This is a genomic window from Pseudomonas sp. Irchel s3b2, from assembly GCF_900187445.1.
GTDB lineage: Bacteria > Pseudomonadota > Gammaproteobacteria > Pseudomonadales > Pseudomonadaceae > Aquipseudomonas.
In genome coordinates this window covers 178,065-203,413 of record NZ_FYEB01000003.1, presented here as the reverse complement: position 1 = coordinate 203,413, position 25,349 = coordinate 178,065, and the positions used below count along the sequence as shown (strand labels likewise).

The 25,349-nt window shown below is 58.5% G+C and carries 14 protein-coding genes; 5 read left to right on the top strand and 9 right to left on the bottom strand.

Features of this window, described 5'->3' with window-relative positions; all coding sequences use genetic code 11:
- Window positions 1-1,035 (bottom strand): lipopolysaccharide heptosyltransferase II, encoded by a 1,035-nt coding sequence (waaF, locus tag CKW20_RS10445; RefSeq protein WP_095052845.1) that lies wholly within the window; start codon window positions 1,033-1,035, stop codon window positions 1-3.
- A gap of 332 nt (window positions 1,036-1,367) precedes the next feature.
- Window positions 1,368-4,307, bottom strand: a complete 2,940-nt coding sequence (glnE, locus tag CKW20_RS10440; RefSeq protein ID WP_095052844.1) for a bifunctional [glutamate--ammonia ligase]-adenylyl-L-tyrosine phosphorylase/[glutamate--ammonia-ligase] adenylyltransferase — start codon at window positions 4,305-4,307, stop codon at window positions 1,368-1,370.
- Between the two features lie 383 nt (window positions 4,308-4,690).
- Between glnE and aceE the strand changes: the two genes are divergently transcribed.
- From aceE to msrA, 5 genes are all read left to right on the top strand, one after another.
- Window positions 4,691-7,336 (top strand): pyruvate dehydrogenase (acetyl-transferring), homodimeric type, encoded by a 2,646-nt coding sequence (gene aceE / locus CKW20_RS10435; protein ID WP_095052843.1) that lies wholly within the window; start codon window positions 4,691-4,693, stop codon window positions 7,334-7,336.
- Between the two features lie 11 nt (window positions 7,337-7,347).
- Window positions 7,348-9,303, top strand: a complete 1,956-nt coding sequence (gene aceF / locus CKW20_RS10430; RefSeq protein WP_095052842.1) for a dihydrolipoyllysine-residue acetyltransferase — start codon at window positions 7,348-7,350, stop codon at window positions 9,301-9,303.
- Window positions 9,304-9,632: 329 nt separating this feature from the next.
- Entirely contained in the window at window positions 9,633-11,027 is a 1,395-nt protein-coding gene (locus tag CKW20_RS10425; protein WP_095052841.1) for an alkaline phosphatase D family protein, read from the top strand.
- A 237-nt stretch (window positions 11,028-11,264) separates the two neighbouring features.
- Entirely contained in the window at window positions 11,265-13,958 is a 2,694-nt protein-coding gene (locus tag CKW20_RS10420; RefSeq protein ID WP_095052840.1) for a bifunctional diguanylate cyclase/phosphodiesterase, read from the top strand.
- 126 nt (window positions 13,959-14,084) lie between these two features.
- Window positions 14,085-14,732, top strand: a complete 648-nt coding sequence (gene msrA, locus CKW20_RS10415) for a peptide-methionine (S)-S-oxide reductase MsrA (RefSeq protein WP_095052839.1) — start codon at window positions 14,085-14,087, stop codon at window positions 14,730-14,732.
- Between the two features lie 110 nt (window positions 14,733-14,842).
- On the opposite strand, the gene CKW20_RS10410 is transcribed toward msrA, so the two are convergent.
- From CKW20_RS10410 to CKW20_RS10375, 7 genes are all read right to left on the bottom strand, one after another.
- Window positions 14,843-15,682 (bottom strand): 23S rRNA (adenine(2030)-N(6))-methyltransferase RlmJ, encoded by an 840-nt coding sequence (locus CKW20_RS10410; RefSeq protein WP_008009107.1) that lies wholly within the window; start codon window positions 15,680-15,682, stop codon window positions 14,843-14,845.
- A gap of 239 nt (window positions 15,683-15,921) precedes the next feature.
- Window positions 15,922-16,245, bottom strand: coding sequence for a hypothetical protein (locus CKW20_RS10400; RefSeq protein WP_095052837.1), 324 nt, complete (start codon window positions 16,243-16,245; stop codon window positions 15,922-15,924).
- Window positions 16,246-16,613: 368 nt separating this feature from the next.
- Window positions 16,614-17,252 carry a hypothetical protein gene (locus tag CKW20_RS10395; protein ID WP_256585016.1) on the bottom strand — a complete coding sequence of 213 codons (639 nt, stop codon included), beginning with the start codon at window positions 17,250-17,252 and terminating at the stop codon, window positions 16,614-16,616.
- A 53-nt stretch (window positions 17,253-17,305) separates the two neighbouring features.
- On the bottom strand, window positions 17,306-17,722 hold the full coding sequence (locus CKW20_RS10390; protein WP_095052836.1) for a hypothetical protein: 417 nt from the start codon (window positions 17,720-17,722) through the stop codon (window positions 17,306-17,308).
- A 1-nt stretch (window position 17,723) separates the two neighbouring features.
- Window positions 17,724-22,517 carry an RHS repeat-associated core domain-containing protein gene (locus tag CKW20_RS10385; protein WP_095052835.1) on the bottom strand — a complete coding sequence of 1,598 codons (4,794 nt, stop codon included), beginning with the start codon at window positions 22,515-22,517 and terminating at the stop codon, window positions 17,724-17,726.
- The gene (locus CKW20_RS10380; protein ID WP_095052834.1) at window positions 22,517-23,254 is read right to left on the bottom strand and encodes a DUF4123 domain-containing protein; all 738 of its coding nucleotides are present in this window, start codon (window positions 23,252-23,254) and stop codon (window positions 22,517-22,519) included. The genes CKW20_RS10385 and CKW20_RS10380 overlap by 1 nt, the downstream gene beginning before the upstream one ends.
- A complete protein-coding gene (locus CKW20_RS10375) occupies window positions 23,244-25,262 on the bottom strand; it encodes a type VI secretion system tip protein VgrG (RefSeq protein WP_095052833.1) in 2,019 nt (672 codons plus the stop codon). The genes CKW20_RS10380 and CKW20_RS10375 overlap by 11 nt, the downstream gene beginning before the upstream one ends.
- Window positions 25,263-25,349: the final 87 nt, after the last annotated feature.

Sequence of the window (25,349 nt, the reverse complement as noted above, 5' to 3'; positions counted from 1 at the left end):
CTATTTGACCTCGACCACAGAGCCCAGCAACCGCTGCAAGGCTTCGTTCACCGCTTTTGGCATAAGCTGGCGCAAGCAATTGTAATGACCGAAACGGCAGGTGCGATCGAAGCACGGACTGCATTCGATGCCCAGGCGCACGATTTCGACATGCTCGGCCAACGGTGGTGTGAAACCCGGCGATGTCGAACCGTATACCGCCACCAATGGGCGGTTCAGCGCGGCCGCCACGTGCATCAGGCCGGAGTCGTTGGAGACCACCGCATCGGCGCAAGACAGCAGATCGATGGCCTCGGCCAGGGATGTATCACCACTGAGGTTCACCGACTCTTCACGCAGACCGGGTATCAGCCGCGCACGAATGTCTTCGCCCACCGCGTGATCGTTTTTTGAGCCGAACAGCCAGACCTGCCAGCCTTCACGGATCTTCGCTTCGGCGACCTTGGCATAGTGCTCGGACGGCCAGCGCTTGGACTCGCCGAACTCGGCGCCAGGGCACAACGCCAACACCGGACGGTCAAGGGCCAGACCGAATTTAGCCAGTGCGCCGTCGCGGGTCACTGGGTCGATCTGCAGGCTCGGCCGTGGGTACGGCTTCGGCAAGTCGGCACCGGGCTCAAAGGCCAGGGCCATGAAACGCTCGATCATTAGCGGATAACGTTCTTTGTCGAGCGTGCGTACGTCATTGAGCAGGCCGTAGCGGAACTCGCCGCGCCAGCCGGTGCGTTTCGCAATGCCGGCAAAAAACGGCACCAGTGCCGACTTCAGGGAATTGGGCAGCAGGATGGCCTGGTCGTACTGACCGGCCAGGGATTTACCGATGCGCCGACGCGTCGCCAGCTCCAGCACGCCGTGGCCGAGCGGAAAGCTCAAGGCCTGGCGCACTTCGGGCATGCGCTCGAGAATCGGCCGGCTCCACTCGGGGGCCAGCACGTCGATTTCGCACTGCGGGTGGCGCTGCTTGAGACACTGAAAAAGTGTCTGCGCCATCACCATGTCACCGACCCAACTGGGCCCAACGATCAGAATTTTCATGTGGTTTCCAAAAACGAGCCGGGGAGGCATACGCCTCCCCGCCTCGAGAATCACTGTGGAAGTCTGTTTGCCCGCGAAGGGATCGTCGCCTTCAACATAACTGTCGACCGTCTCTGCGCTATCGCGAGCAGGCTCGCTCCCACATTGGGTATTGGTGCACATCCAGTGCGGTGCAGTTTAGCTGCCTCAATCTCCAAATACCGCAGATCCACTGTGGGAGCGAGCCTGCTCGCGAAAGGGCCGGCACATCCAGAATCAATGCCGACTGACACTCCGCCTTCGCGAGCAAGCTCGCTCCTACATTGGGTATCAGATGTTACAAATATCCCTTGTCAGCTTAATCCCAGCTCGCGCCAGATCCGCATGACCTGCCGTCGTTCATCCACGAACTGGTCGCCCGGTATCACCCCGGCGTCCTTCTGCAAGGCCTCCCGGTGAGCGGCGGAGCGGTAGGCCTTATAGGCTTCACGCAACAAGCTGGCGTCTTCGGCGGGCATTAGCCCGACCTCCTCCAACCCTTCCAGAATGCGGATATTGTCGGTATAGCGCAGCAATGACGGATGCGCTTCAGACCATGCCAGAGCCGCGTATTGCACCATAAATTCAATATCGACGATACCTCCGGCATCCTGCTTGAGGTCGAACGGCGCCGTGGCCTCGAAGGCATTTGCCGCCGTGCCCGCCGCAGTGCTCTTGCTGCCGAGATTATCGCGCATCTTGGCACGCATCTCGCTGACCTCCTGGCGCAACGTCGACAGGTTCCGCGACTTGCCCAATACCGTCGCACGAACTTTCTCGAATGCCTCGCCGACATCCTGACTGCCCACCAGCACCCGCGCTCGCACCAGCGCCTGATGTTCCCAGGTCCAGGCTTCGTTTTCCTGATACCGGGCAAACGCCCCCAGGGAACTCACCAGCAAACCGGACGCACCGGACGGACGCAGGCGCATGTCCACCTCATACAGCTGGCCGGAGTTGGTCTGCGCCGTCAGCAAATGAATGATGCGTTGCCCGAGCCGGGTAAAAAACTGTGCGCCGTCAATAGGCTTCGGCCCGTCGGTTTCCGCCTGCGGATCGCCGTCGTGGATAAACACCAGATCCAGGTCCGAACTATGCCCCAGCTCCAGACCGCCGACTTTCCCATAACCGACAATGATGAAACCAGGGTCGCACAAGCTGCCGTCGGTGCGTTGCGGCGTACCGTACTTGGCCACGGTCTGACGCCACGCCAGGGCCAGCACCTGTTCGAGAATCGCTTCGGCGAGCCAGGTCAGGTAATCACTGACCTTCATTAATGGCAGGCTCCCGGCGATTTCCGAGGCGGCGACGCGCAAGCGGTGCGCCAGTTTGAAATGCCGCAGGGCTTCCATTTGTTGTTCGAGGTCGTCTTCGGGAATCCGCGTCAAACGCTCACGCAATTCGGCAGCCAATTCCGGCGCCAGCGGTGGCTTGAACAGCCGGCCTTCGTTGAGCAACTCGTCGAGCAGCAACGGGAAGCGCGTGATCTGTTCGGCAATCCATGGGCTCGCGGCGCACAGCGTCAGCAAACGACGCAGGGCGCCGGGATTCTCGGTCAACAACACCAGATAGGCGGAACGACGCGCCACGGCTTCCACCAACGGCAGTACCCGCTCCAACACCAGATCGGGATTGGCGTGCTCCACAGCCTGAGCCAGCAAGCGCGGAATAAAAGCATCGAGGCGTTCACGCCCCAGGCGCTGCATGGCGCGCAATTGCGGACTGCCGCGCAAACTGGCCAGGGCTTTCAGCGCCTTGGAAGCATCGGCGAAACCACCCTCTTCCAGCTGACGGCACGCGGCCTCTTCGTCCTGCGCCTCTTCCCACAGCGGCAGCCATTCCCCGCCGACCACCACTTCGCTCTCGGCGCCGTCCTCTTCGTCGGGATCGGCGATCACCTGAGCAAAGTGCCAGGCCACCCGGCCACGCCAGTACATCAGCTGTTCGTGGAACGCCGTCCAGTTGGCGAACCCGAGCATAAAGGCAATGCGCGCCTGATCCTGCGGGCTATCTGGCAGCATCTGGGTCTGGCGGTCGGCAATCGCCTGGATCGCGTGTTCGGTGTAACGCAGAAATTCGTAGGCTTCTCGCAGTTCACTGACCACCGCCGCCGGCAGGTAACCCTGACCTTCCAATGTGCTCAGTACTTTTAATAAAGGACGCTGCTGCAGGCTCAGGTCGCGACCGCCGTGAATCAGCTGGAAGGCCTGGGCGATAAATTCGACTTCACGAATGCCGCCGGAACCGAGTTTGATGTTGTCGGCCATGCCCTTGCGCCGGACTTCCTGCTGGATCAGCTGCTTCATGGTGCGCAGCGCTTCGATGGCCGAGAAGTCCAGGTAACGCCGGTAAACGAACGGCCGCAGCATGTCGAGTAATTGGGCGCCGGCCACTTGATCGCCGGCCACCACGCGCGCCTTGATCATCGCGTAGCGTTCCCAGTCGCGACCCTGATCCTGATAATACTGCTCCAGCGCATTGAAGCTCAGCACCAAGGCACCGGACGAACCGTAGGGCCGCAAGCGCATGTCGACGCGGAACACGAAACCGTCGACGGTCATCGGGTCCAGGGCCTTGATCAGCCGCTGCCCCAGACGAATGAAAAACTCCTGATTATCCAGCGAGCGCTTCACGCCGACGGTTTCACCGCCCTCGGGGTAGGCGAAGATCAGGTCGATGTCCGATGACAGGTTCAGCTCCACGGCGCCGAGTTTGCCCATGCCGAGGATGACCATCTGTTGCGGTTCGCCACTGCGCCGCCCGGTGGGCGTGCCGAACTGTTGGCAATGGCGCTGATACAACCACTGATAGGCCTGATCGATGCTGGCATCGGCCATGTCCGAGAGGTCGCGACAGGTCTGGATCAGATCGGCCTGACGAGTCAGATCGCGCCAGATGATCCGCACTTGCTGACGGGCGCGCTGGCGACGCAGGGCGCGGCCAAGTTGGTCGTCGGTTTCGGCGGCGCTCACCGCCGTCGCAATCTGCGCGCACAACTCACCCGGCGCAAAGGCGCGGTCCAGTTCGCCGGACTGCGCCAACTCCAGCAACATCAAAGGGTCACGCAGGCTCTGTTCAATGACAAAGTCGCTGGCAGCGCAGACACGGGTAAATTGCGCCCAGCGCTCAGGCGTCCAGGCAGACAGGCCATGATCGTCGGGAAGAACCCCGACAGTCGTACGGAACGACTGCTCGGCACGGGTGACAAACGGCAGGAGTACGCCGGGCAGTTCGGCAAGCGAAGGGAGGCTCATGGTCTATCCTTGATCGGCGTGCGAAAGGCTGCATGTAGTGATTTTTGAAAACACACTACGTGATTGACTGTCGAACAAAGGTTAGAAATAGCTGTAATTTGTTTATTTTTGGCAGCAATCATCAAGCCTTCACCTTTTCTGGTTGGCAAAAGACCAACCTTAACGATTATTCTCACAACGCAGCCGGAGGCCACAAGCCAATCATCTGTAGTTTTACTACTCGTCTATACATTCGAAAGGCTGAAATGCCCGATGATTTGTAGTAAAACTACACGCCGCCGGAACAACCTATCGGCAATCCAAGAATTTATATCGTCTGCCCACAAGGCCAGTCGCAAACTCAGGCAACCGATTCTGGAAGCCTTTCCGCCCTGGAGCAAGCCATGCAAGACCTCGATCCCGTCGAAACCCAGGAATGGCTGGACGCCCTGGAATCGGTTCTCGACAAAGAAGGCGAAGACCGTGCTCACTATCTGATGACCCGTATGGGTGAACTCGCGACCCGTAGCGGCTCGCAGCTCCCTTACGCCATCACTACGCCGTACCGCAACACGATCCCCGTTACCCACGAAGCACGCATGCCTGGCGACCTGTTCATGGAACGCCGCATTCGCTCGTTGGTACGCTGGAACGCGATGGCCATGGTAATGCGTACGAACCTGAAAGATTCTGACCTCGGCGGTCACATCTCCAGCTTCGCTTCCAGTGCGACCCTGTATGACATCGGCTTCAACTACTTCTTCCAGGCCCCGAGCGACGAACACGGCGGCGACCTGATCTACTTCCAGGGCCACACCTCGCCAGGCGTTTACGCCCGTGCATTCATGGAAGGCCGCATCACCGAAGATCAGATGAACAACTTCCGTCAGGAAGTCGATGGCCAGGGCTTGTCGTCCTATCCGCACCCGTGGCTGATGCCTGACTTCTGGCAGTTCCCGACCGTATCCATGGGTCTGGGCCCGATCCAGGCGATCTACCAGGCACGCTTCATGAAGTACCTGGAACACCGTGGCTTCATCCAGCCAGGCAAACAGAAAGTCTGGTGCTTCCTGGGCGATGGCGAGTGCGACGAGCCGGAATCCCTGGGCGCGATCTCCCTGGCCGGCCGCGAGAAGCTGGACAACCTGATCTTCGTCATCAACTGCAACCTGCAGCGCCTCGACGGCCCGGTTCGCGGCAACGGCAAGATCATCCAGGAACTCGAAGGCGTGTTCCGCGGCGCTCAATGGAACGTGACCAAGGTCATCTGGGGCCGTTTCTGGGACCCACTGCTGGCCAAGGATGTCGACGGTATCCTGCAACGCCGCATGGACGAAGTCATCGACGGCGAGTACCAGAACTACAAAGCCAAAGACGGCGCGTTCGTGCGTGAACACTTCTTCAACACGCCTGAACTCAAGGCGATGGTTGCAGACCTGTCTGACGACGAGATCTGGAAACTCAACCGTGGTGGCCACGACCCGTACAAGGTCTACGCGGCGTACCACGAAGCGGTCAACCACAAAGAACAACCGACTGTCATCCTGGCCAAGACCATCAAGGGTTATGGCACCGGTGCCGGCGAAGCGAAAAACACTGCGCACAACACCAAGAAAGTCGATGTCGACAGCCTGAAGTTGTTCCGTGATCGTTTCGACATTCCGGTCAAGGACGAAGAACTGGAAAACCTGCCGTTCTTCAAGCCGGAGCCGAACAGCGCCGAAGCCCGTTACCTGGCAGAGCGCCGTACCGCGCTGGGCGGTTTCGTGCCACAGCGTCGCGCCAAGAGCTTCAACATCCCGACCCCGCCACTGGACACTCTCAAGGCGATCCTGGACGGCTCGGGCGACCGTGAAATCTCCACCACCATGGCCTTCGTGCGGATCCTCGCGCAATTGGTCAAGGACAAGGAAATCGGCCCACGCATCGTTCCGATCATCCCGGACGAAGCCCGTACCTTCGGTATGGAAGGCATGTTCCGTCAGTTGGGCATCTACTCCTCCGTCGGCCAGCTCTACGAGCCAGTCGATAAAGACCAGGTGATGTTCTACAAGGAAGACCAGAAGGGCCAGATTCTCGAAGAAGGCATCAACGAAGCGGGCGCCATGAGCTCCTTCATCGCTGCCGGTACTTCGTACTCCAGCCACAACCAGCCAATGCTGCCGTTCTACATCTTCTACTCGATGTTCGGCTTCCAGCGTATCGGCGACCTGGCCTGGGCCGCTGGCGACAGCCGTACCCGTGGTTTCCTGATCGGCGGCACCGCCGGCCGTACCACCCTGAACGGTGAAGGTCTGCAGCACGAAGATGGTCACAGCCACCTGCTGGCTTCCACCATTCCGAACTGCCGCACCTATGATCCGACCTACGGCTACGAGCTGGCGGTGATCATTCAGGACGGCATGAAGAAGATGACCGAAGAGCAGCAGGACGTCTTCTACTACATCACTGTGATGAACGAGTCCTACCAGCAGCCAGCCATGCCGGCCGGTGCCGAAGAAGGCATCAAGAAAGGCATGTACCTGCTCGAGGAAGATACCCGCGAAGCGGCGCACCACGTTCAGCTGATGGGCTCCGGCACCATCCTGCGTGAAGTCCGTGAAGCGGCGAAGATCCTGCGTGAAGAGTTCAACGTCGGTGCTGACGTATGGAGCGTTACCAGCTTCAACGAACTGCGTCGCGACGGCCTCGCTGTTGAGCGCACCAATCGTCTGCACCCTGGCCAGAAGCCTAAACTGAGCTACGTCGAAGAGTGCCTGAACGGCCGTAAAGGTCCGGTCATCGCGTCTACCGACTACATGAAGCTGTTCGCTGAGCAAATTCGTCAGTGGGTCCCGTCCAAGGAATTCAAAGTCCTGGGCACCGATGGTTTCGGCCGTAGTGACAGCCGCAAGAAGCTGCGTCACTTCTTCGAAGTCGATCGTCATTTCGTGGTGTTGGCAGCCCTGGAAGCCTTGGCTGACCGTGGTGACATCGAACCTAAGGTTGTGGCTGAAGCCATCGCCAAGTTCGGTATCAACCCGGAAAAACGCAACCCACTGGACTGCTGAGGAGACACTCTGTGAGCGAACTCATTCGCGTACCTGACATCGGCAGCGGTGAAGGTGAAGTAATTGAACTGTTTGTGAAGGTCGGCGACCGTATCGAAGCCGATCAGAGCATCCTGACGCTGGAATCGGACAAGGCGAGCATGGAAGTGCCTGCGCCGAAGGCCGGTATCATCAAGAGCCTGAAAGTGAAGCTGGGCGATCGCCTGAAAGAAGGCGACGAACTGCTGGAGCTGGAAGTCGAAGGTGCTGCTGCACCTGCCCCTGCGGCTGCCGCTGCGCCGGCTGCCAAGGCTGCACCTGCACCTGCCGCCGCGAAAGCGCCGGCCGCTCCTGCTGCTGCGCCGGCTGTGGCCAGCGTTCAACAAGTGCACGTGCCGGACATCGGTTCGTCGGGCAAGGCCCAGATCATCGAGATCCAGGTCAAGGTCGGCGACACCGTCGAGGCTGATCAGTCGCTGATCACCCTGGAATCCGACAAGGCGAGCATGGAAATTCCATCGCCCGCCGCTGGCGTGGTCAAGGCCATCAGCGTCAAGCTCAACGACGAAGTCGGCACTGGCGATCTGATTCTGGATCTGGAAGTGGCAGGTGCTGCTGCACCGGCCGCGGCCGCGCCAGCTCAGGCTGCTGCGCCTGCTGCCGCTGCCCCGGCGCCAGCCGCTGCGGCTCCAGCGGCTCCGGTTGCCGACACTGTTCAGGATATTCATGTTCCGGACATCGGTTCGTCGGGCAAGGCCAAGATCATCGAAGTCCTGGTCAAGGCTGGCGATACCGTCACCGCCGACCAGTCGCTGATCACTCTGGAATCCGACAAGGCGAGCATGGAAATTCCATCGCCTGCCGCAGGCGTGGTGGAAAGCGTTTCCATCAAGCTGGATGACGAAGTCGGTACCGGCGACCTGATCCTGAAGCTGAAAGTCAAAGGCGCGGCGCCTGCTGCGGCTCCAGCTCCAGCCGCTGCGCCTGCTCCAGCCGCCGCTGCACCTGCTGCTCCGGCACCTGCCGCACCTGCTGCTGCGCCGGCCGCTGCTCCAGCCAAGCCGGGCGCCAAGGTTCACGCCGGCCCTGCCGTGCGTCAACTGGCCCGCGAATTCGGCGTCGAGCTGAGCGCAGTCAGCCCAAGCGGCCCGCACGGTCGTGTGCTGAAAGAAGACGTGCAGGTTTACGTCAAAGCCATGATGCAGAAAGCCAAGGAAGCACCGGCCGCTGCGGCTGGCGCAACCGGCGGCGCGGGCATCCCGCCGATTCCGGTCGTGGACTTCAGCCGCTTCGGTGAAACCGAAGAAGTGCCGATGACTCGCCTGATGCAAATCGGCGCGTCGAGCCTGCACCGCAGCTGGTTGAACATTCCTCACGTGACTCAGTTCGATTCGGCTGATATCACCGACCTGGAGGCGTTCCGCAACGCTCAGAAAGCCGTTGCAGAGAAGGCTGGCGTCAAGCTGACCATCCTGCCGCTGCTGCTCAAATCGTGCGCACACCTGCTCAAGGAACTGCCGGACTTCAACAGTTCGCTGGCGCCAAGCGGCAAAGCGATCATCCGCAAGAAGTACGTGAACATCGGCTTCGCCGTCGACACCCCTGAAGGCCTGTTGGTACCGGTCATCAAGAACGTCGACCAGAAGAGCCTGTTGCAATTGGCAGCCGAAGCCGCTGCGCTGGCCGCCAAAGCCCGCGACAAAAAGCTCACCGCTGACGACATGCAAGGCGCCTGCTTCACCATTTCCAGCCTCGGCCACATTGGCGGCACCGGCTTCACGCCGATCGTCAACGCGCCGGAAGTGGCGATCCTCGGTGTTTCCAAGGCAACCATCCAGCCAGTCTGGGACGGCAAAGCCTTCCAGCCGAAACTGATGCTGCCGCTGTCGCTGTCCTACGATCACCGTGTGATCAACGGCGCCGCTGCTGCACGCTTCACCAAGCGTCTGAGCGACCTGCTGGCGGACATTCGCACTATCCTGCTGTAACACCGGCCGGCCCTCCTTCACCGGAGGGCCAGTCGCGTCCATGTTTTCCGAGCGCCACGCTCGTACCTCAACCCCGTCAATTTGGCGGGGCTTTTTTTGCCCTGAAGAAAAACCTCCCGCTAATGCCCGAAGGCTGCGTTCGCCCGTAGCAGCTGGGCTCTTCCTTCGTACCTTATTCCTACATTCATGGCTTACGCCGCCTACAACTCGAGTCCACTTCCGGCTGATATTTTTAGCGGGTCAATAACTAGGATTAGTTTGGAGACTCTCCAATAGAAACCTCGACAACTTAATCTGCTTAGCTAGCATTACTTCGAATGGATTCGAACATGTTCAAACCGACTGTCGGGCCAATTATTGGCCACACCACAACTAACCATGCCCGCATTTTCTTGCGCGGTGAATTACAGAATGATGCCTTGGTGTTTGCAGGTATTCGTTATCGACGCACGGGGGATGAGCATTGGTCCAAAGGACTCTTTGCAAAACTGAACGTCTTGCGTGACATGTCCGATGTCATTGCCCTCAACAATCTCTCCACCGATACAGACTATGAATACCAGGCGGGTTGGTTCAGCCCCATGAGCCCGGTGCATACCGTGGAGACGGTTCAGGAATTGCCACTGCAATGGCCGCGGGAGATCTACCGTTTTCGCACGCAATCCAGCAAAACCAAGACACCACGGGCCTATATCGTAGGCTCATGCCGTTACCTGCGAATGACCGCCGGCATTGCCTGGGCCCCGCATTTGGGCGACCGGATCTTTGCCTCGATCACAAGCCTGGCGGAACGCGCCGAGCCGCCCATCAGTGCCATGCTGATGACGGGCGACCAAATCTACGTCGATGACCTGAACCTCGTGGCCCCCGACCGGGAATACAAGGACATTCTCAGAAAATACCGCACGGCTTTTTCGCAGCCCCATGTCTCGACGTTAATGTCGGGCGTGCCGACTTACATGATCCTCGACGACCATGAAATTGAAGACAACTGGCCATCCAATAAGAGTAAGTCCGATGCTTACTTATACAAAAATGCCATGGCGGCCTATGAGTTATATCAAGCCAGCCACAGCCCTGCCCATGAATTACTTGCCAACGGACAAGTAAACAGGAAACTTCAACAGTATTGGTATCAATTCTCCGATGGCGATATCGAATGGTTTATCACCGATAGCCGAACCCGACGCAATCTGTCGGCCAGCGACCGGCGCATCCTTGATGAAGAGCAGGAACAGGCGCTGCTCAAATGGCTGATCAACAGCCCGGCCCGGGTCAAATTCGTGGTCACCAGCGTCATGTTCTACCCAGACCGCAAATTTCACGGCGATGACGCCTGGAAAGCCTACCCGGAACAACGATTACGGCTGCTGGAGACGATTCGTACGCAGGGCATCAAGAACGTCTTCTTCATTTCCGGCGATGTTCACGGCTCACTGACCAGTCGCCTGACCCACAGCGGGGTCCCGGATTTCGAAGTTCACACCATCGTGTCTTCACCGCTGTGCAACAGCAAACTGCTGCCGTATGCCAAGGCATCCACGTTCATTCTCGACCAAGCGCTGGCTTGGACAGCCGCGGGAGATTATCGGCATGAGCTGACCAGTGAGGTGATCAGCCAGGATAATTTCGCGCATCTGATCGTCGATACTGAACAGGTTCGCGTCAATTATCATGATCGGGATGGCAAGCGACTGCAGTCGATAAGCATCAAATTGCGTTGATTCCGGAAAAGATCGCAGCCTTGCAGGGGCTGCCGAAGGCTGCGATCTTTTGACTCACAACATTACTTTTCGGCGCCTCGCTGGAGAAATCTTCACGCCTGCCGACATATTCTTATAGCACTTGGCCTTCATGTCTCTTGTCAGTCGGTGTCGCAATGATGCAACCTTGCCGCAGACAACAGAAAAGAGGGCGAGAGCCCGGCGCGATCAGCATATTCGAAGCGAGTTTCCCTCCATATGAAGAGCCAACCCGATGCCGCCAGCCGTATGGTGGCCGAGGTAGTGACACAGTTGCCTGTGCCCTCGCGGCTCGGCATGCTGCGTTTCGAACGGCTGAATGAACCGAGCTGGGCGCTGTTGTTTCTCGACCCCAATTGCGAACGACAGTTTGGCCTGCCGGCAGTGGAGCTCTGTGCTCTGGTCGGCTCGCCCTATGCCAGCCTGATGGAGCCCGAGGCGCGCTATCAACTGCACGACACGATCCAGCAGCAACTCACTGACAGCCCGCATTACCTGATCCGCTACACCCTGCACACCGCCGCAGGCGTACTGAGCCTGCTGGAACTGGGCGAAGCTTACAAACAACACAATCGACACCTGCTGCGCGGCTACCTGATGGTGGTGGACGGTCTGTTCGACGGCGAACCGCTGCTGCCGGCGCTGGACCTGGAAACCCAGAACTCACGTCTGCAAATCGCCCTGGAACTCAATCAGCGCGCCCAGCAGGAACAACTGCTGCACCTGGACCGGGTGCGCGCCCAGCAAGACCTGATTCTGCTGCTGACCCGCCAGCGCTACAGCACCAACAATTCCCTGCAAGAAGCTGCCGAACTGATCACTCGCAGCGCCTGCGACATTTACGAAGTCGACTGCGCCAGCCTGTGGCACCTCGACGGCTCGCTGCTGACGCCGATCTCGGCCTATCACCGTGCCACCCGGGATCGCCAACTGCCGGAACCGATAGACGCCAGTAGTTTCCCCGATTACCTCGACGCCTTGCACGCCGGCCGAGCCATCGACGCCCACAATGCCATGCGCGATCCGCGCACTCGGGAAATGGCAGAACACCTGCGCCCGCGCGACGTCAATGCCATGCTTGACGCCAGCATCCGCGTTGATGGCCAGGTAGTCGGCGTGCTCTGCCTGGAGCAGATCGGTGCGACCCGCGCCTGGCAGTCGGATGAAATCGCCTTTGCCGGCGAGCTGGCGGATCAGTTTGCCCAGGTGATCAACAACCATAACCGTCGCACCGCCACCAGCGCCCTGCACTTGTTCCAGCGTGCGGTGGAGCAAAGCGCCAACGCCTTTCTGCTGGTCAATTGCGACGGCGTGGTGGAGTACGTCAACCCAAGCTTTACCGCGATCACCCAGTACACCACCGAGGAAGTCCACGGCCAACGGCTGTCGGAATTGCCGGCGCTGGAAAACCTCAGCGAACTGCTGTTCGATGCGCCGTCGGCGCTGGCCAAAAGCAATAGCTGGCAGGGCGAGTTCAAGAGCCGGCGTAAAAACCTCGAACCCTACTGGGGCCAGTTGTCGATTTCCAAGGTCTATGGCGACAACCGCGAACTGACGCACTACATCGGCATCTACGAAGACATTACCCAGACCAAGCTCGCCCAGCAGCGCATCGAGCGCCTGGCCTATACCGACAACCTGACCAACCTCGGCAATCGCCCGGCGTTCATCCGCAACCTCGATGAACGCTTCGCCCGAGACAGCGATACACCGATCAGCCTGCTGCTGGTGGACATCGACAACTTCAAACGCATCAACGACAGTCTCGGCCACCAGACTGGCGACAAATTATTGATCAGTCTGGCGCGACGCTTGCGCAACAGCCTGAGCCCGAGCGGTAGCCTGGCGCGTTTCGCCAGTAACGAATTCGCAGTGCTGCTGGACGACACTGACCTTTCGGCTGGTCAGCAGGTCGCCAACCAATTGCTGGCAACCCTCGACAAGCCGATGTTTGTCGACAACCAGTTGATCAGCGTCACCGGCTCCGTGGGCTTGGCCTGCGCCCCGCTGCATGGTCGCGACCCACAGACGCTGATGCGCAACGCCGGCCTGGCGCTGCACAAAGCCAAGGCCAACGGCAAACACCAAGTACAGGTGTTCACCGAAACACTGAACGCCGAGGCCAGCTACAAACTGTTCGTCGAGAACAACCTGCGCCGCGCCCTGACCCAAAACGAGCTGGACGTGTTCTACCAACCCAAGCTGTGCCTGCGCAGCGGTCGCTTGCTGGGCATGGAAGCGCTGCTGCGCTGGAATCATCCGGAAAAGGGCATGATCCGCCCGGACCAGTTCATCAGCGTCGCCGAAGAAACCGGGCTAATCATCCCGATCGGCAAATGGATCGCCCGCCAGGCCTGCCGCATGAGCAAAGACCTGACCGCCGCCGGCCTCGGTAATCTGCAAGTGGCGATCAATCTGTCGCCCAAGCAGTTCTCCGACCCGGACCTGGTGGCGTCCATCGCCAACATCCTCAAGGAAGAAGCGCTGCCGGCCAATCTGCTGGAGCTTGAATTAACGGAGGGGCTGCTGCTGGAAGCCACCGAAGACACGCACTTGCAACTCGACCAACTCAAGCGTCTGGGCCTGACCCTGGCGATGGACGACTTTGGCACCGGTTACTCGTCACTCAGTTACTTGAAAAAATTCCCGATCGACATCATCAAGATCGATCGAAGCTTCATCCACGAAATCCCGGACAACCAGGACGACATGGAAATCACCTCCGCGGTAATCGCCATGGCCCACAACCTGAAACTCAAGGTCGTGGCTGAAGGCATCGAGACGGCCGAGCAGCTTGCGTTTTTGAGGCGTCACCGCTGCGACGTCGGCCAGGGCTACCTGTTCGACCGACCGATCCCCGGCACAGAGCTGATCGAAAAGCTCAAACGCTACCCGCGCGGCCCGATCGTCTGAGCACACCGCAATCTCTGTGGGAGCGAGCCTGCTCGCTCCCTCTTTTTGGGTAGTGATTAACTTGGCATCATTCGGCACACTGGCGGTCTGTGTATTTACATCTCAACCAAACTGAGAGGACTGATCATGGTTCTGCGCTCGGAAATTCTGGTGAACAAAAACGTGCTCCCGACTAAAGAACAAGCTCTGCCTGGCCGCGAAACCCCAATGACCGTGCCGGAAAAACACTTCGTCCACGATGCCCCGCTGCTGGGCCCGTTTGCGATGGACGTGGATTTCGCGATCTTCGGCCTGGGTTGCTTCTGGGGCGCGGAGCGCAAGTTCTGGCAGCGCGAAGGCGTGGTCAGTACGGCGGTGGGTTATGCCGGCGGCTTTACGCCGAACCCGACGTATGAAGAAGTCTGCTCGGGCCTGACCGGCCATAGCGAAGTCGTGCTCGTGGTCTACGAGCCGGCAAAAGTCAGCTACGAAGAGCTGCTGAAGATGTTCTGGGAACTGCACAACCCGACCCAGGGCATGCGCCAGGGCAACGACATCGGCACTCAGTACCGCTCGGTGATCTATGCCACCAACCCGACTCAACTGGCTGCGGCCAAGCACAGCGAGCAAGTGTTCCAAGCCGAGTTGACCAAGGCTGGCAAAGGCACCATCACCACCGAAATCGAAGAAGCCCCGACGTTCTACTTCGCCGAGGCGTATCACCAGCAGTACCTGGCCAAAAACCCTGAAGGCTATTGCGGGATTGGCGGTACAGGCGTGACTTGCCCGATCTGATTTTCTGGCCCTAAAAGCATCGCGGGCAAGCATCGCGCCTACACCTGTAGGAGCGAGGCTTGCCCGCGAAGGCGTCCTCTCAAACGCCATCAATGCATCTGATCAGACGATCAACTCTCGGCAATCAACCAATCCATCTGCCACCCACCTTGGGTCTGCCCAAGCTTCTTGGACAACCACGGCAGCAACTCACGCAATTCCTCTTCCAGCCCCCACGGCGGATTCGCAATCGCCAACCCCGAGCCATTCAGACTGTTAGGCGTATCCAACGGATGCACCAGCAACTCCACCCGCAACAACTTCGGTGCGCCCGTGCCGGCCAAATCCTGATAGAACCGTCGCAACATGCGCTGATCCTTCACCGGGTACCAGATCGCCGCCACCGTCTGCCGCATCCGGCCAATCGCCTCTTTCAAAGACGCCGCACAACGCTGCATCTCATCAAGCTGCTCGAACGGCGGATCAATCAACATCACCGCCCGCTTCTCCTGCACCGGCAACATTGCCCGCGGCACATGCCAGCCTTCGCCCAAGTGCACCTTCACCCGACGATCACCGGCCATGTTGTCCTTGAGCAGCAAGCCGTCTTCAGGGTGCTTCTCGTTGAGCATCAACCGATCCTGCGGCCGCGTCAGCCGCCGAGCCAACTCCGGCGACCCCGGGTAATAGCGCAACTGGCCATCCGGGTTCATGTCGTGCAGCACCTTCATGTAATCGGCGGTCAACGCCGGCAAATCCGGCTGATCCCACAACCGCGCGATCCCTTCCAGGTACTCACCGGTACGACTGGCCTGATCGCCCTGCAGGTCATACAGACCAATGCCGGCGTGAGTGTCGAGATAGGCAAACGGCTGCTCCTTGCGCGACATCAGGGCGATGAGGCGGGTCAAAGTCAGGTGTTTGAACACATCGGCGTGATTGCCGGCATGGAAGGCGTGACGATAATTCATGATTGCTCCTGCGAAGGCCGGGAAGTTTACCTTGTACGGCGCAGAACGTCAGGGGTTGGTGGCTGAGCGGGCAATCCTGATGCTCTACACGGTGATCGTTCCCACGCTCCGCGTGGGAATGCCTCAAGGGACGCTCCGCGTTCCAGCCACACCACCGCTGTGGAGCCAGACACCGATGTGACGCAGTGCGTCACGGGCTGCATTCCCACGCAGAGCGTGGGAACGATCTTTCAGCAGTCTTACTCCGAAGGCCGAGCCCGCAACCGCCGCCCAATCACATCCAGCACATCACACCCATCGCGCAATGGAATGGCGCAGAGCAAGGCAAAGTCACTGAGAATGAAGGACTCACACTCGACTGAACCGCGCATCGACATGTTCTCAAGCACCTGGGTGACGGCGCGAATTCGATAGCTGGCGGCATCGTATAAAACATCGAGCGGCGCGTGGGTATCGACGAACAGCGTGGGCATGTCGGTGCAGTTGCCGGTTAGGGCCATGAAGCGGTTGTCGGGATGGGGGATTGGTTTTTCGTAGGGTGGATCGGGGTGAAGACTTTTCATTTTTTATACTCGTGAGCAGTAAATATGAACTGCCAACAGTCCTCCTACAGACTTGGGTGGCAGCCGTACGCGGGAGTAGGAAACCGAGTGCTCACGAACCTCAGCCACGCCGAAGCGTGTCCCGCGCACAGCCGCCGCGAACGATCTTACGGACACATATTAAGTGCCGCAATCAAACGACAGCGCTGATGCGCGGTGAGCAATCAGGGTTCCTACACCCTGCCACTGCATTTGCAGCGACAGCCAAAGACTATCCATGGATCTCACTTCGCACCAGTTCATGGAAACCGCTACGATTTGAAGGAAACTTCCGACGACCTTGCCCAGAAATTTCCGCTGTCATCAGGAGAAATCGAAACAATGCCTAATCAGTCCGTAGTACTGGCGATCAATGCACTTAGAGTTCGACGCTTGGGATTCCAGATCGTAAGACACCAGACACCCCACCATTCCAATCCCATATCAAAGTAATCACTCCATGGTTCTACACTTGAAGTGGAGGCCTCATCAACATGCAGCCCCGAACTAAGCTCCTTTACCCAATTCAATACTGAAACATCATCCTGCTCATTTAACCCTAGAATTTCGCACCATTCGTGAAAGACCTCCTTGGCCTCCTGTTCCCCCCTTTTAAATTGAGCACGATACGGGGGGTTTATAAAACAAGCGTAAAGCACTAACTCTTCAAAAATATCGGTATTATCGGTCAACGTCAGGCTCTGCACCTCCTTCCGACTTAGTGGAGTAGCTGTGGCACTCTCTAAATCCCAACTAATCAGCGGCTCAGGAAGTTCTTTATACTTTGGATCCTTGATGAGATTTCCGTGCCACTCCAGAACCTCCTTCATCAGCACTCCGTGAAGTGCAATCAAGGCCTGTCGATGAGTGCCTTCGTCAACTAGAGCAGTTGGCTCAGACCCAAGGACCAAGAATCTGAAAACACATCCCGCGCCATCCATTCGCTCACGCAATGCTTTACTCTTTTCTTCTTCAATCACTTTCAACACAGACAAAACCACCCTCTAAACAAAGAAAAAAGTCAAACCACCTCCAACCCCCTTCACCAAGTTGCTTGATCCTCAAGGCCGGCCTTATCGATATCTTCTTTCCACGCCTCGCTTGCCAATCGATATATATCTTCAAAAAAACCACGAGGATTGTCTATTTCTGTTTCATCCCAAGCGAGTGCGCTGTACTCATCATAATCGCTTTCAAACTGTGCAGAAAAATCAAAATTTGGTTGCTGTAAAACCCCCTCAAGCATTTTAAAAATTACGAATCTGTGCCGATAGGTTAAATAGTCAAAATCCGGAATTATGAATTTTTTTATTATCTCTTCTCGCTCATCTTGCTTGTTAGGGTTGTAAACCCACAAAGCCTCGCCGAGCGTTTCTTCTCGGTCATAGATTGATATCCCGGCAAGAATATAGGAGAGCTGTGGCTCATATGGAATATCTACAAACGGATGCGTCAACATTTTATTTAACCTCTCGAGGAAATGCTGTGAACGGACGCTTTACATTTTTCCTATCAAACTTTATTTCTGCACCATCAAGGGTTTCTACATATCGAGGATTATCTAGATCTTTATTGTTAGGTTTGTATCCACGCCCTGCGCCCGGCAATTTCATTCTGACAAAGGGATTCTGCTCACTGTCATAACCAGTCGGCTCAGGCACATCACGGTGCATTTTGGACAAGGCATAGCTTATTGCACGATATTGCATCGTCCAGCTACTGAATTGAGAGCTTGGCCTGATAGGTCCTCTCACACCTTTTTTCGTCGGATGAGAACCATCAATCGACCGCTGCTTCAAAGCTTTATCGTCAATCTCTGGACCATGCTTTTCAACTGAATGCATTTTGTATTCTCTGTTCCACTTTAATACCTGACGCTTGGCTTCCTCCTCAGTTTTAGGCTCAGTGTGATTCGCCTTAGGAAGCTTTGGAGAACCTTTATTTACGGCGGGTTTACTAGAGTCAACAGATAACGGACAGCCTTCCTTTTTCTTATTGTTCGGCGGTGGGCAGTTCGTCGAGCTCAACCCCAACGGATCAACCCACCCCGTCGGATTCGGCGTGTACTGGTACTGGTTCAGCCCACCCGCCAACTTGATCGGATCCGGCGTCAGGTACCGACCAATATCCGGATCATAGTACCGATGCCGGTTGTAATGCAGGCCGCTCTCAACGTCGAAATACTGCCCCTGAAACCGCAGCGGCTGATCGAGTTGCTCGCCCCCACCGAACGCCAGATGCGTGACCTTGCCGTAGGCGTTGTACTTCGCCGACCAGACAATCTCGCCGCCGTAATCCGTCAGCTCCTGCGGTGTGCCGAGGTGATCCAGTTGGTAATAGAACGGGCAGGCTTTTTTCGGGCCTTTGCCGTCGAGCATGGCCAGCGGGCGGAAGCTGCCGGGGTCGTAGACGTAGCTGCGGTAGTGCTCGCGGCTGCTTTCGGCGATGAGGTTGTCACCCTGCCAGAAGAACTCGGTGGTTTTGCCATCGACGGTTTTCTTGATGCGACGGCCGAAGGCGTCGTAGCGGTAACTGGAACAACGACCGTCCGGGGTGGTGACGCCGATCAGCCGGTGCTGGCAGTCGTAGCGGTATTCGGTGACGAGTTTTTGCGCGGTGCCGCGATGTTCGCGGATGAGGTTGCCGAAGGCGTCGTAGTCGTAGTGGCGGTCGCCTTGCATCAGAAGACGATTACCCAGCACCTTCGTGGCACCGGGCCGGTCCTGCATCAGCAGGTTGCCGGCCGGGTCGTGGGCGAAGGACTCAGGTGGGTCGTCGCGGGTGTGACGCAAGCGGGTCAGGCGGTCGAGCGGGTCGTACTGGTAGTTGCGCTGGCCGTGGCGGGTGTCGGCGATGTGGTCGAGATTGCCGTTGAGGCCGTAGGCATAGTCGCGGCGGTAGAGGTTTTTTTGCTGTTGGCTGACGGCGTGGGCCTTCAAACGGCCTTGGTCGTCGTAGGCATATTCACTGAGCAACAGGCCCTGCTGACGGTTTTGTTCGCGTCCGAAGGCAAATTGGTGAGTGGTGAGCCGCGCGCCATTGAGGTCGATGGCCGTCAGCGCGCCGCCCTTGGCGTGGTGGTAATCGAGTTTGCTGGTGTCTGGCAGGCGCAGGCGGTTGAGCTGGCCGCAGGCGTCGTAGCGGTAACGCAAGGTGCCCCAGCCCTGATGTTCGGTGATCAGGCGATCCTGCTGGTCGTACTCGAATTCCAGCGGATGGTCGTGGCCGTCATCGACGCTGGTCAGTCGGCCCAACGAGTCGTAGCGGTAGTCGATCTGGAGGCCATCGGGCAGGGTCTTGGTCAGCAAACGCCCAACTGAGTCCCGCTCATAAGCCGTGATCAGTTCTGAGCCGTCATCGCCGAATTCGGTTTTTTCCAGCAGGTGGCCGTTGAGGTCATAGACGTACGCGGTGCGGCGACCGTCGAAGCCGGTTTCCTGTCGGATCAATCCGCTGGGCGTGTAGTCCAGCTGATAGGTCTCGCCGGATTCGTTTTCGATTTCCGTCAGCAGCAGCTGTGCGTTGTCGTAGCGATAACGCAGTTGCGTGCCATCAGGATTGATCCGGCGGCTGACCAGGTGCAAATCGTCGGCGTATTCATAGCGAGTGACGCGGCCCAGTTCATCGCGTTCGGCGGTGATCTTGCCGTAGGCGTTGTAGCTGAAGGCGCGAGTGGCACCGGTAGGCAAAATCGTCTGAGTCAGTCGGCCAACGGCGTCCCATTGGTAACGGATGACGGCATCGTGTTCGTCCTGACGGGTAATCTGCCGCCCCAGCGCATCGTAGGAAAAGCGTCGCTGCCCGCCATCCGGCAAGGTCTCTTCGAGCAGTTGCCCCAAGGCATTCCAGACGAAGACATGGCGGCTGGTGTCCGGGTAGCGGATCGACAGCAAGCGCCCCTGAGGGTCGTAGTGGTAATGGGTGACGTGGCCGTCGGGATCGGTGGCCTCGGTCACATCGCCCTGCGCATTGCGCTGGTATTTCCATACGGCTTTACCGCGATAGCGCGCATGCAGGAAACCGTTGCGATACTCGTAGGCCGTTGGCTCGTCTTCTGGCGGAATCAGCGCCACCAACCGTCCGACTTCGTCATAACGGTATTCGGTAACGGCGCCGAGCGGATCCTGCTCGGCCACCAACCGGCCCTGCTCGTCGTAGGCCTTGAGCTGTTCACCACCGTCCAGCCCGACCTTGCGCACCAGCCGCGCCCGATCGTCGTGGACGTAAACCTCTTGGCTGCCGTCGACGTTGTGGACGGTAACGCTGCCCTGGTCATCCCAGACATAGCACGCATCCATCTGCGCAAACGACGCCCAGTGCCGGACGCAGCGCGCCGCCTTGCCGGAGCGTTCCCACGCCCAGAAGAAACTCGCGCCACCGGCCAGTTGCCGCTGCAGGATCACGTGCCGGTCGTCGTAGTCGTAACGCTCGCTTTCCCCGGCGGCGTTGCTCGCTTCGATCAGTTGATCGCGCTCGTCGTAGCGGTAACTGACCAGCGTTTGTTCGGTTTGCCAGGCTTCGTCGAGGGTCTGCGCCGGGACAAACACCTGGTAGTCGACGGCGATCAGGTGGGCGCGGTCGTAACGCAACCGCAAGGCGCGGCCCGCGCCGTTGTCGAGGCGTTGGATACGCTCCTGACGGTCGCGGGTGATGCGCAGGCGGTTGTCGTAGGCGTCGCTGATCGCCGTCAGCCGACCGTTATGAAAGTGGTAGAAACGTGTGTCGTCGCCAGCCTGGGCGAGGATCAGTTCTTCGGGGGCATCACCGAGATAAATCGCCGCACGAGAGAGGCTGTTGTGGATCGCCGGGCGTTCAGCGGACGGGATAGGGAACGTGGTGCGACGGTTTTCGTGGTCGATCCAGACGACATGTTTATCGTCCAGCTCCAACCGCTGCGCCAATGAATGGCTCCAGCCCCAGCCCAGCCCGCAATCGATCTCCACTGCGCTGGTGCGGTACAACCGGGTGAAGGCAAACGGCAGCAGCCCATCCAGCGAACCGTCGGTCAGGGTCAGCAGCTCTTCGCCGGTAACCATCGACACCGGGCATTTATTGGTCGCGGTTTTATCGGCGGAATCGGCGGAGTCGCCGTTGGGGTTGGTGGCCTGCTTCGAGACGTTGTCGTGGTGTTCGTCTTTTTTCAGCGTGGTGTTGCGCCGGGCATCCCAACGCAGTTGCATCCGGCCTTTTTTCAGTCCCGCTGCAACACCGCGCGCGGCGACTTTTTTATAGCGGTCGACGTACTCAATGAAGTTGTTGATGATCGCGACCATCGACTTCACGAAGCCCATTGCGGCCTGAAAAATCTGCGCGCTGTACTTGGCCAGACGCACTGTCAGCCAGGCAATGCCTACCCCAACGACACTCAGCACCAAGCCAATTAACAAGTCGATGACCAAGCCGACCACGACCTTTGAAATGGCTTCAGCTGAGGACCCGGCAAGTTGCGAAGGTGGCAATGCTTCGAGCCATAGCACTGCGGTGCGTACCAGCAAACACAGTGCTGCCTCGTCGCTGGCCAGCAACATGGCTTTTTCCATTTTGTCTGGGGCAGTGACGGCCAGATTGGCGAGTTGACCGGCACTTTCACCGAGCTTTTTGGCAAAGGCGTTGGGGTCTTTCAGGATGTCGGTGAGTTCACCAATGCCATCCCAAACAGCCTGAATCGCAGCCCAACCTCCCGCGAGCACTCCATTACCCACTGCTGCCAACGAAGCTGATGTCGATTGCTGCGACCACTGCGGCTTGAAACCCTCCCACTCCTTGCGTAGCCAGCCCTCCAGCTCTGTGGTCAGGCCGTCGTATGAGGAGAACAGATCATCGATTTGGTCCGGGGTAACTTCACTTTGAACATGAACGCGATAGAACTTGCCGGGTAAGCCTTCGAACTGTCCTTTACCGTTTTCATCGAGCGTCACAGGCGTCGACTTACCGCCATCCATGGCAATCACATCGACCTGAATATTCCCCAACGGAATGTCATAAACCGATTCAAATTTGCTCTCGATTTCCAGAATCCCGCCGTCCGGACACTGCGCAACGCTGGAGAAAAAATCGTCATCGCGACTACTGACTGACTTGCTGGTACTACCCAGCTTGATCTTCCGATCCATGTCCATCAGCGACGGCATATCCAGCGCCCGGCTGACCCTGTCTGCATTCCGGCTCAAGAAGCTGCCAAGTTGCTGGCGATACAAACTCAAGGTGTCTTTGAAACCGTCGAGCTCCTGCTCGATGCGTTCGATCTGATCCATCAGTCCAGCTCCGATATCAGGTAATCCACCAAGGCTGATTTCGGTGCTTGAGGCAGGTCCGGCGCTTGCAAAAAGATCGCAACTTTGTGCCGCAATACACGCTCTGAGAACGCCTCATATAAATCAGGCCGGTCCTCGCTCAACCACTTCATCAAGTTGTTGATGCGGGTTGTGACGGACTCAGTGGCGAGGTGTTTGAGGAGCGATTCAGAAACTTCCCACCACGGGGAAACCCTGGAGGTTTTCAATGCACTGCCACCGATATCGAGCGGTTGCTCATTGATCAAACAACGGTCGATGACGGGCATTAACTGCGTAGCGTTAAAGTCGGCAGACTGCAGAATCGGCAGCACATAGCGCCCATCCCAGAACCGAAAAAACACCTTGTCGCCGTTGGGCAGCAGCGCTTGCGTGAGAGAACAAAAATGCTCGACCAGAACCTCTGAAGCGGCTGAAGAAACCGCTAGCCAACCCCAGTCACGAGACTCAGTAGCAGCAACCCACTCCAGAAACTCACTGCCAGCAGCGACGATTCCGACATAGGGCATCACCGCTTCCCACTCGGCATACGCGGTGTCGGCCCAGATCGGGCTCGGCGCTTGAGCGGTGATTGAGCGTTGCCAGGCTTTGAACGGCTCAGCAGCACTGGCACTACTGAAAATCGCGAACAGTTGCTCCGCCGGTTGCAGCGGCTGGCGCTCCAGCCAGGCGTGAGGTGACAAGGCATCAGGCGGCACAAACACCGTCCTTGCAGCGCTCGCATTCTTCGCAGAATGGCGCGTCGCTTTGCAGGCTGAGTATTTGTGCGGCACTGAGCAGCGCCGCCGGGGCGGCTGCGAGTTTCAACGGCACATCCGGCAGGCTCGGCGCAGCAGCCATGGCCGCCATCGGTGCGCCGCCGACCTGAATCGGCACGCTGCTGAAAATCCCGCCGGGGCCGATATTGATCCACTGCCCGCCCGCTTGAATGGTGGCACTGGCGCCGCCGTCGATGAGCACTTGCTGGCCGGCGCTGACGTGGAATTGCTGACTGGCATTGAGCGCCTGACTGGTCACGCGAATGTGCCGGTCGCCGACCACTACCAAGTGATCGTCCAGCCGCACTTCGGTCTGGCGCTGACCGTGGGTGATGCGTTTTTCGTCAGCCTTCAACTCATGGCGGGCGGTGCCGGTGACGACGATGCTGCGCTGGTTGTCGACCTGCACTTGTTGATCGTTCAGTACATGCTGAGTCCAGTTTCGCTGGGCGCGCAGGTAGATTTCCTCGGCGCCTTTGCGATCCTCGATGCGCAATTCGTTGTAACCGCCGCCACCGGGACTACTTTGACTGCGGAAAATGCTGCGGGTCTTGTCCGCCGGCAGATCGAGTGGCACCGGGGTGGCCGCGTTGGGCAGGCAACCCATGACCAGCGGCTTGTCGGCATCTGCGTCGACGAATCCCACCAGCACTTCCATGCCGACGCGCGGAATCATCACGCTGCCGTAACGGTCGTGCGCCCAGCCAGTGGCAACGCGCAACCAGCAACTGGAATGCTCGTTGAGCTGACCGTCACGGTCCCAGGCGAACTGAACCTTGACTCGACCGTACGCGTCGCAATGGATTTCGCTGTCAGTCGGGCCGGTGACCACGGCCGGCTGATAGCCAAGCATGCGCGGTTTTTCTGGCCCCAGCGGCGGGCGAAAAAAAACATCCCACGGCGTCGCCAGAAAGGTATTGCGATAGCCCTGAAAATCATCCGGGCTGTCGCTGGTGGCCGACTCTTCCAGCACTTGCGGCTGGCGGCCATGGTGTTCAATTTCAGTGATCAACCACAGGTCATTCCACGTCTGACGCGGGTGTTCGGCGAGGCGTAGGAAATGCCCACTGACTAAAGCAGATTCATCGCCGCAACCTTCGGCCTGGCGATAATCTGCCACGTGGCGCTCCAAGGCCCGTTGAGCCAGATGCTTGCCGTGCTCGCGATCGCTGAATTGGCCGGGGAAGTGATAGTCCTCAAGCACCGGGCGCTGCTCGCTGTCGAGGCGGCTTTCGAGTTGCAAACGCGGTTTATGGAAGTCGTAGTCCCGGCGCGTGACTGCCGTAGTCCGTGTTTCCAATCGCACGCTGAAACGCTTGATCGCTGGCGTATCTGCCGCCATTCCACTGCCCGGCAGATACAGCGTCGGCTCGGGCAGCCGGGGGAAAACCGTCTGATCATCGCCGAACACCAACAGATGCCCGTCGGGGCTGTGCTGGAAGTGGTAATGAATGCCGACTTCTGCACATAACCGCTGGATGAACGCCAGATCGCTTTCGGCGTACTGCACGCAATACTCGCGATCGGAGTAGTCGCTGCCGAGTCTGAACTCAAAGGCATCCCGCTGGATGCCATGGTCTTTGAGAACCTCCTCGACGATGGTCGGCACGTTTTTGCGCTGGAAGATTCGCTGATTGATACGCCGAGCAAGGTACGCCAGACGCGGTACGAGACTGATTTGGTACCCCGTCAGACGTTGGCCGGAATCGCTCTGGCCAACCCGATAAATCTGACCATGAATACCGGAACCTTGTGCATCGAAACTCAGAAACGCCTGACGATGCAGCAGGCTTTCGAGATCAATGTCGGGCCGTTCGCTGACCAGTTCCAGGTCAAAGCGGTAGGGCTGGCTGATGGCTTCCTTGCCCGTGAACTCAAGTACCTTGAGCTCATTCTGGACGCCGTCGAGGGTCAACGTGAAACGCGGTTGATTGGCAGGCGCGAACATCCGATGTGTCTCTGCAGAATGAAGGCGGGCGATTCTGCATGAGCGACAAGAGGTGTTGACGGAGGGACAAGGAAATCAGATTTGTCC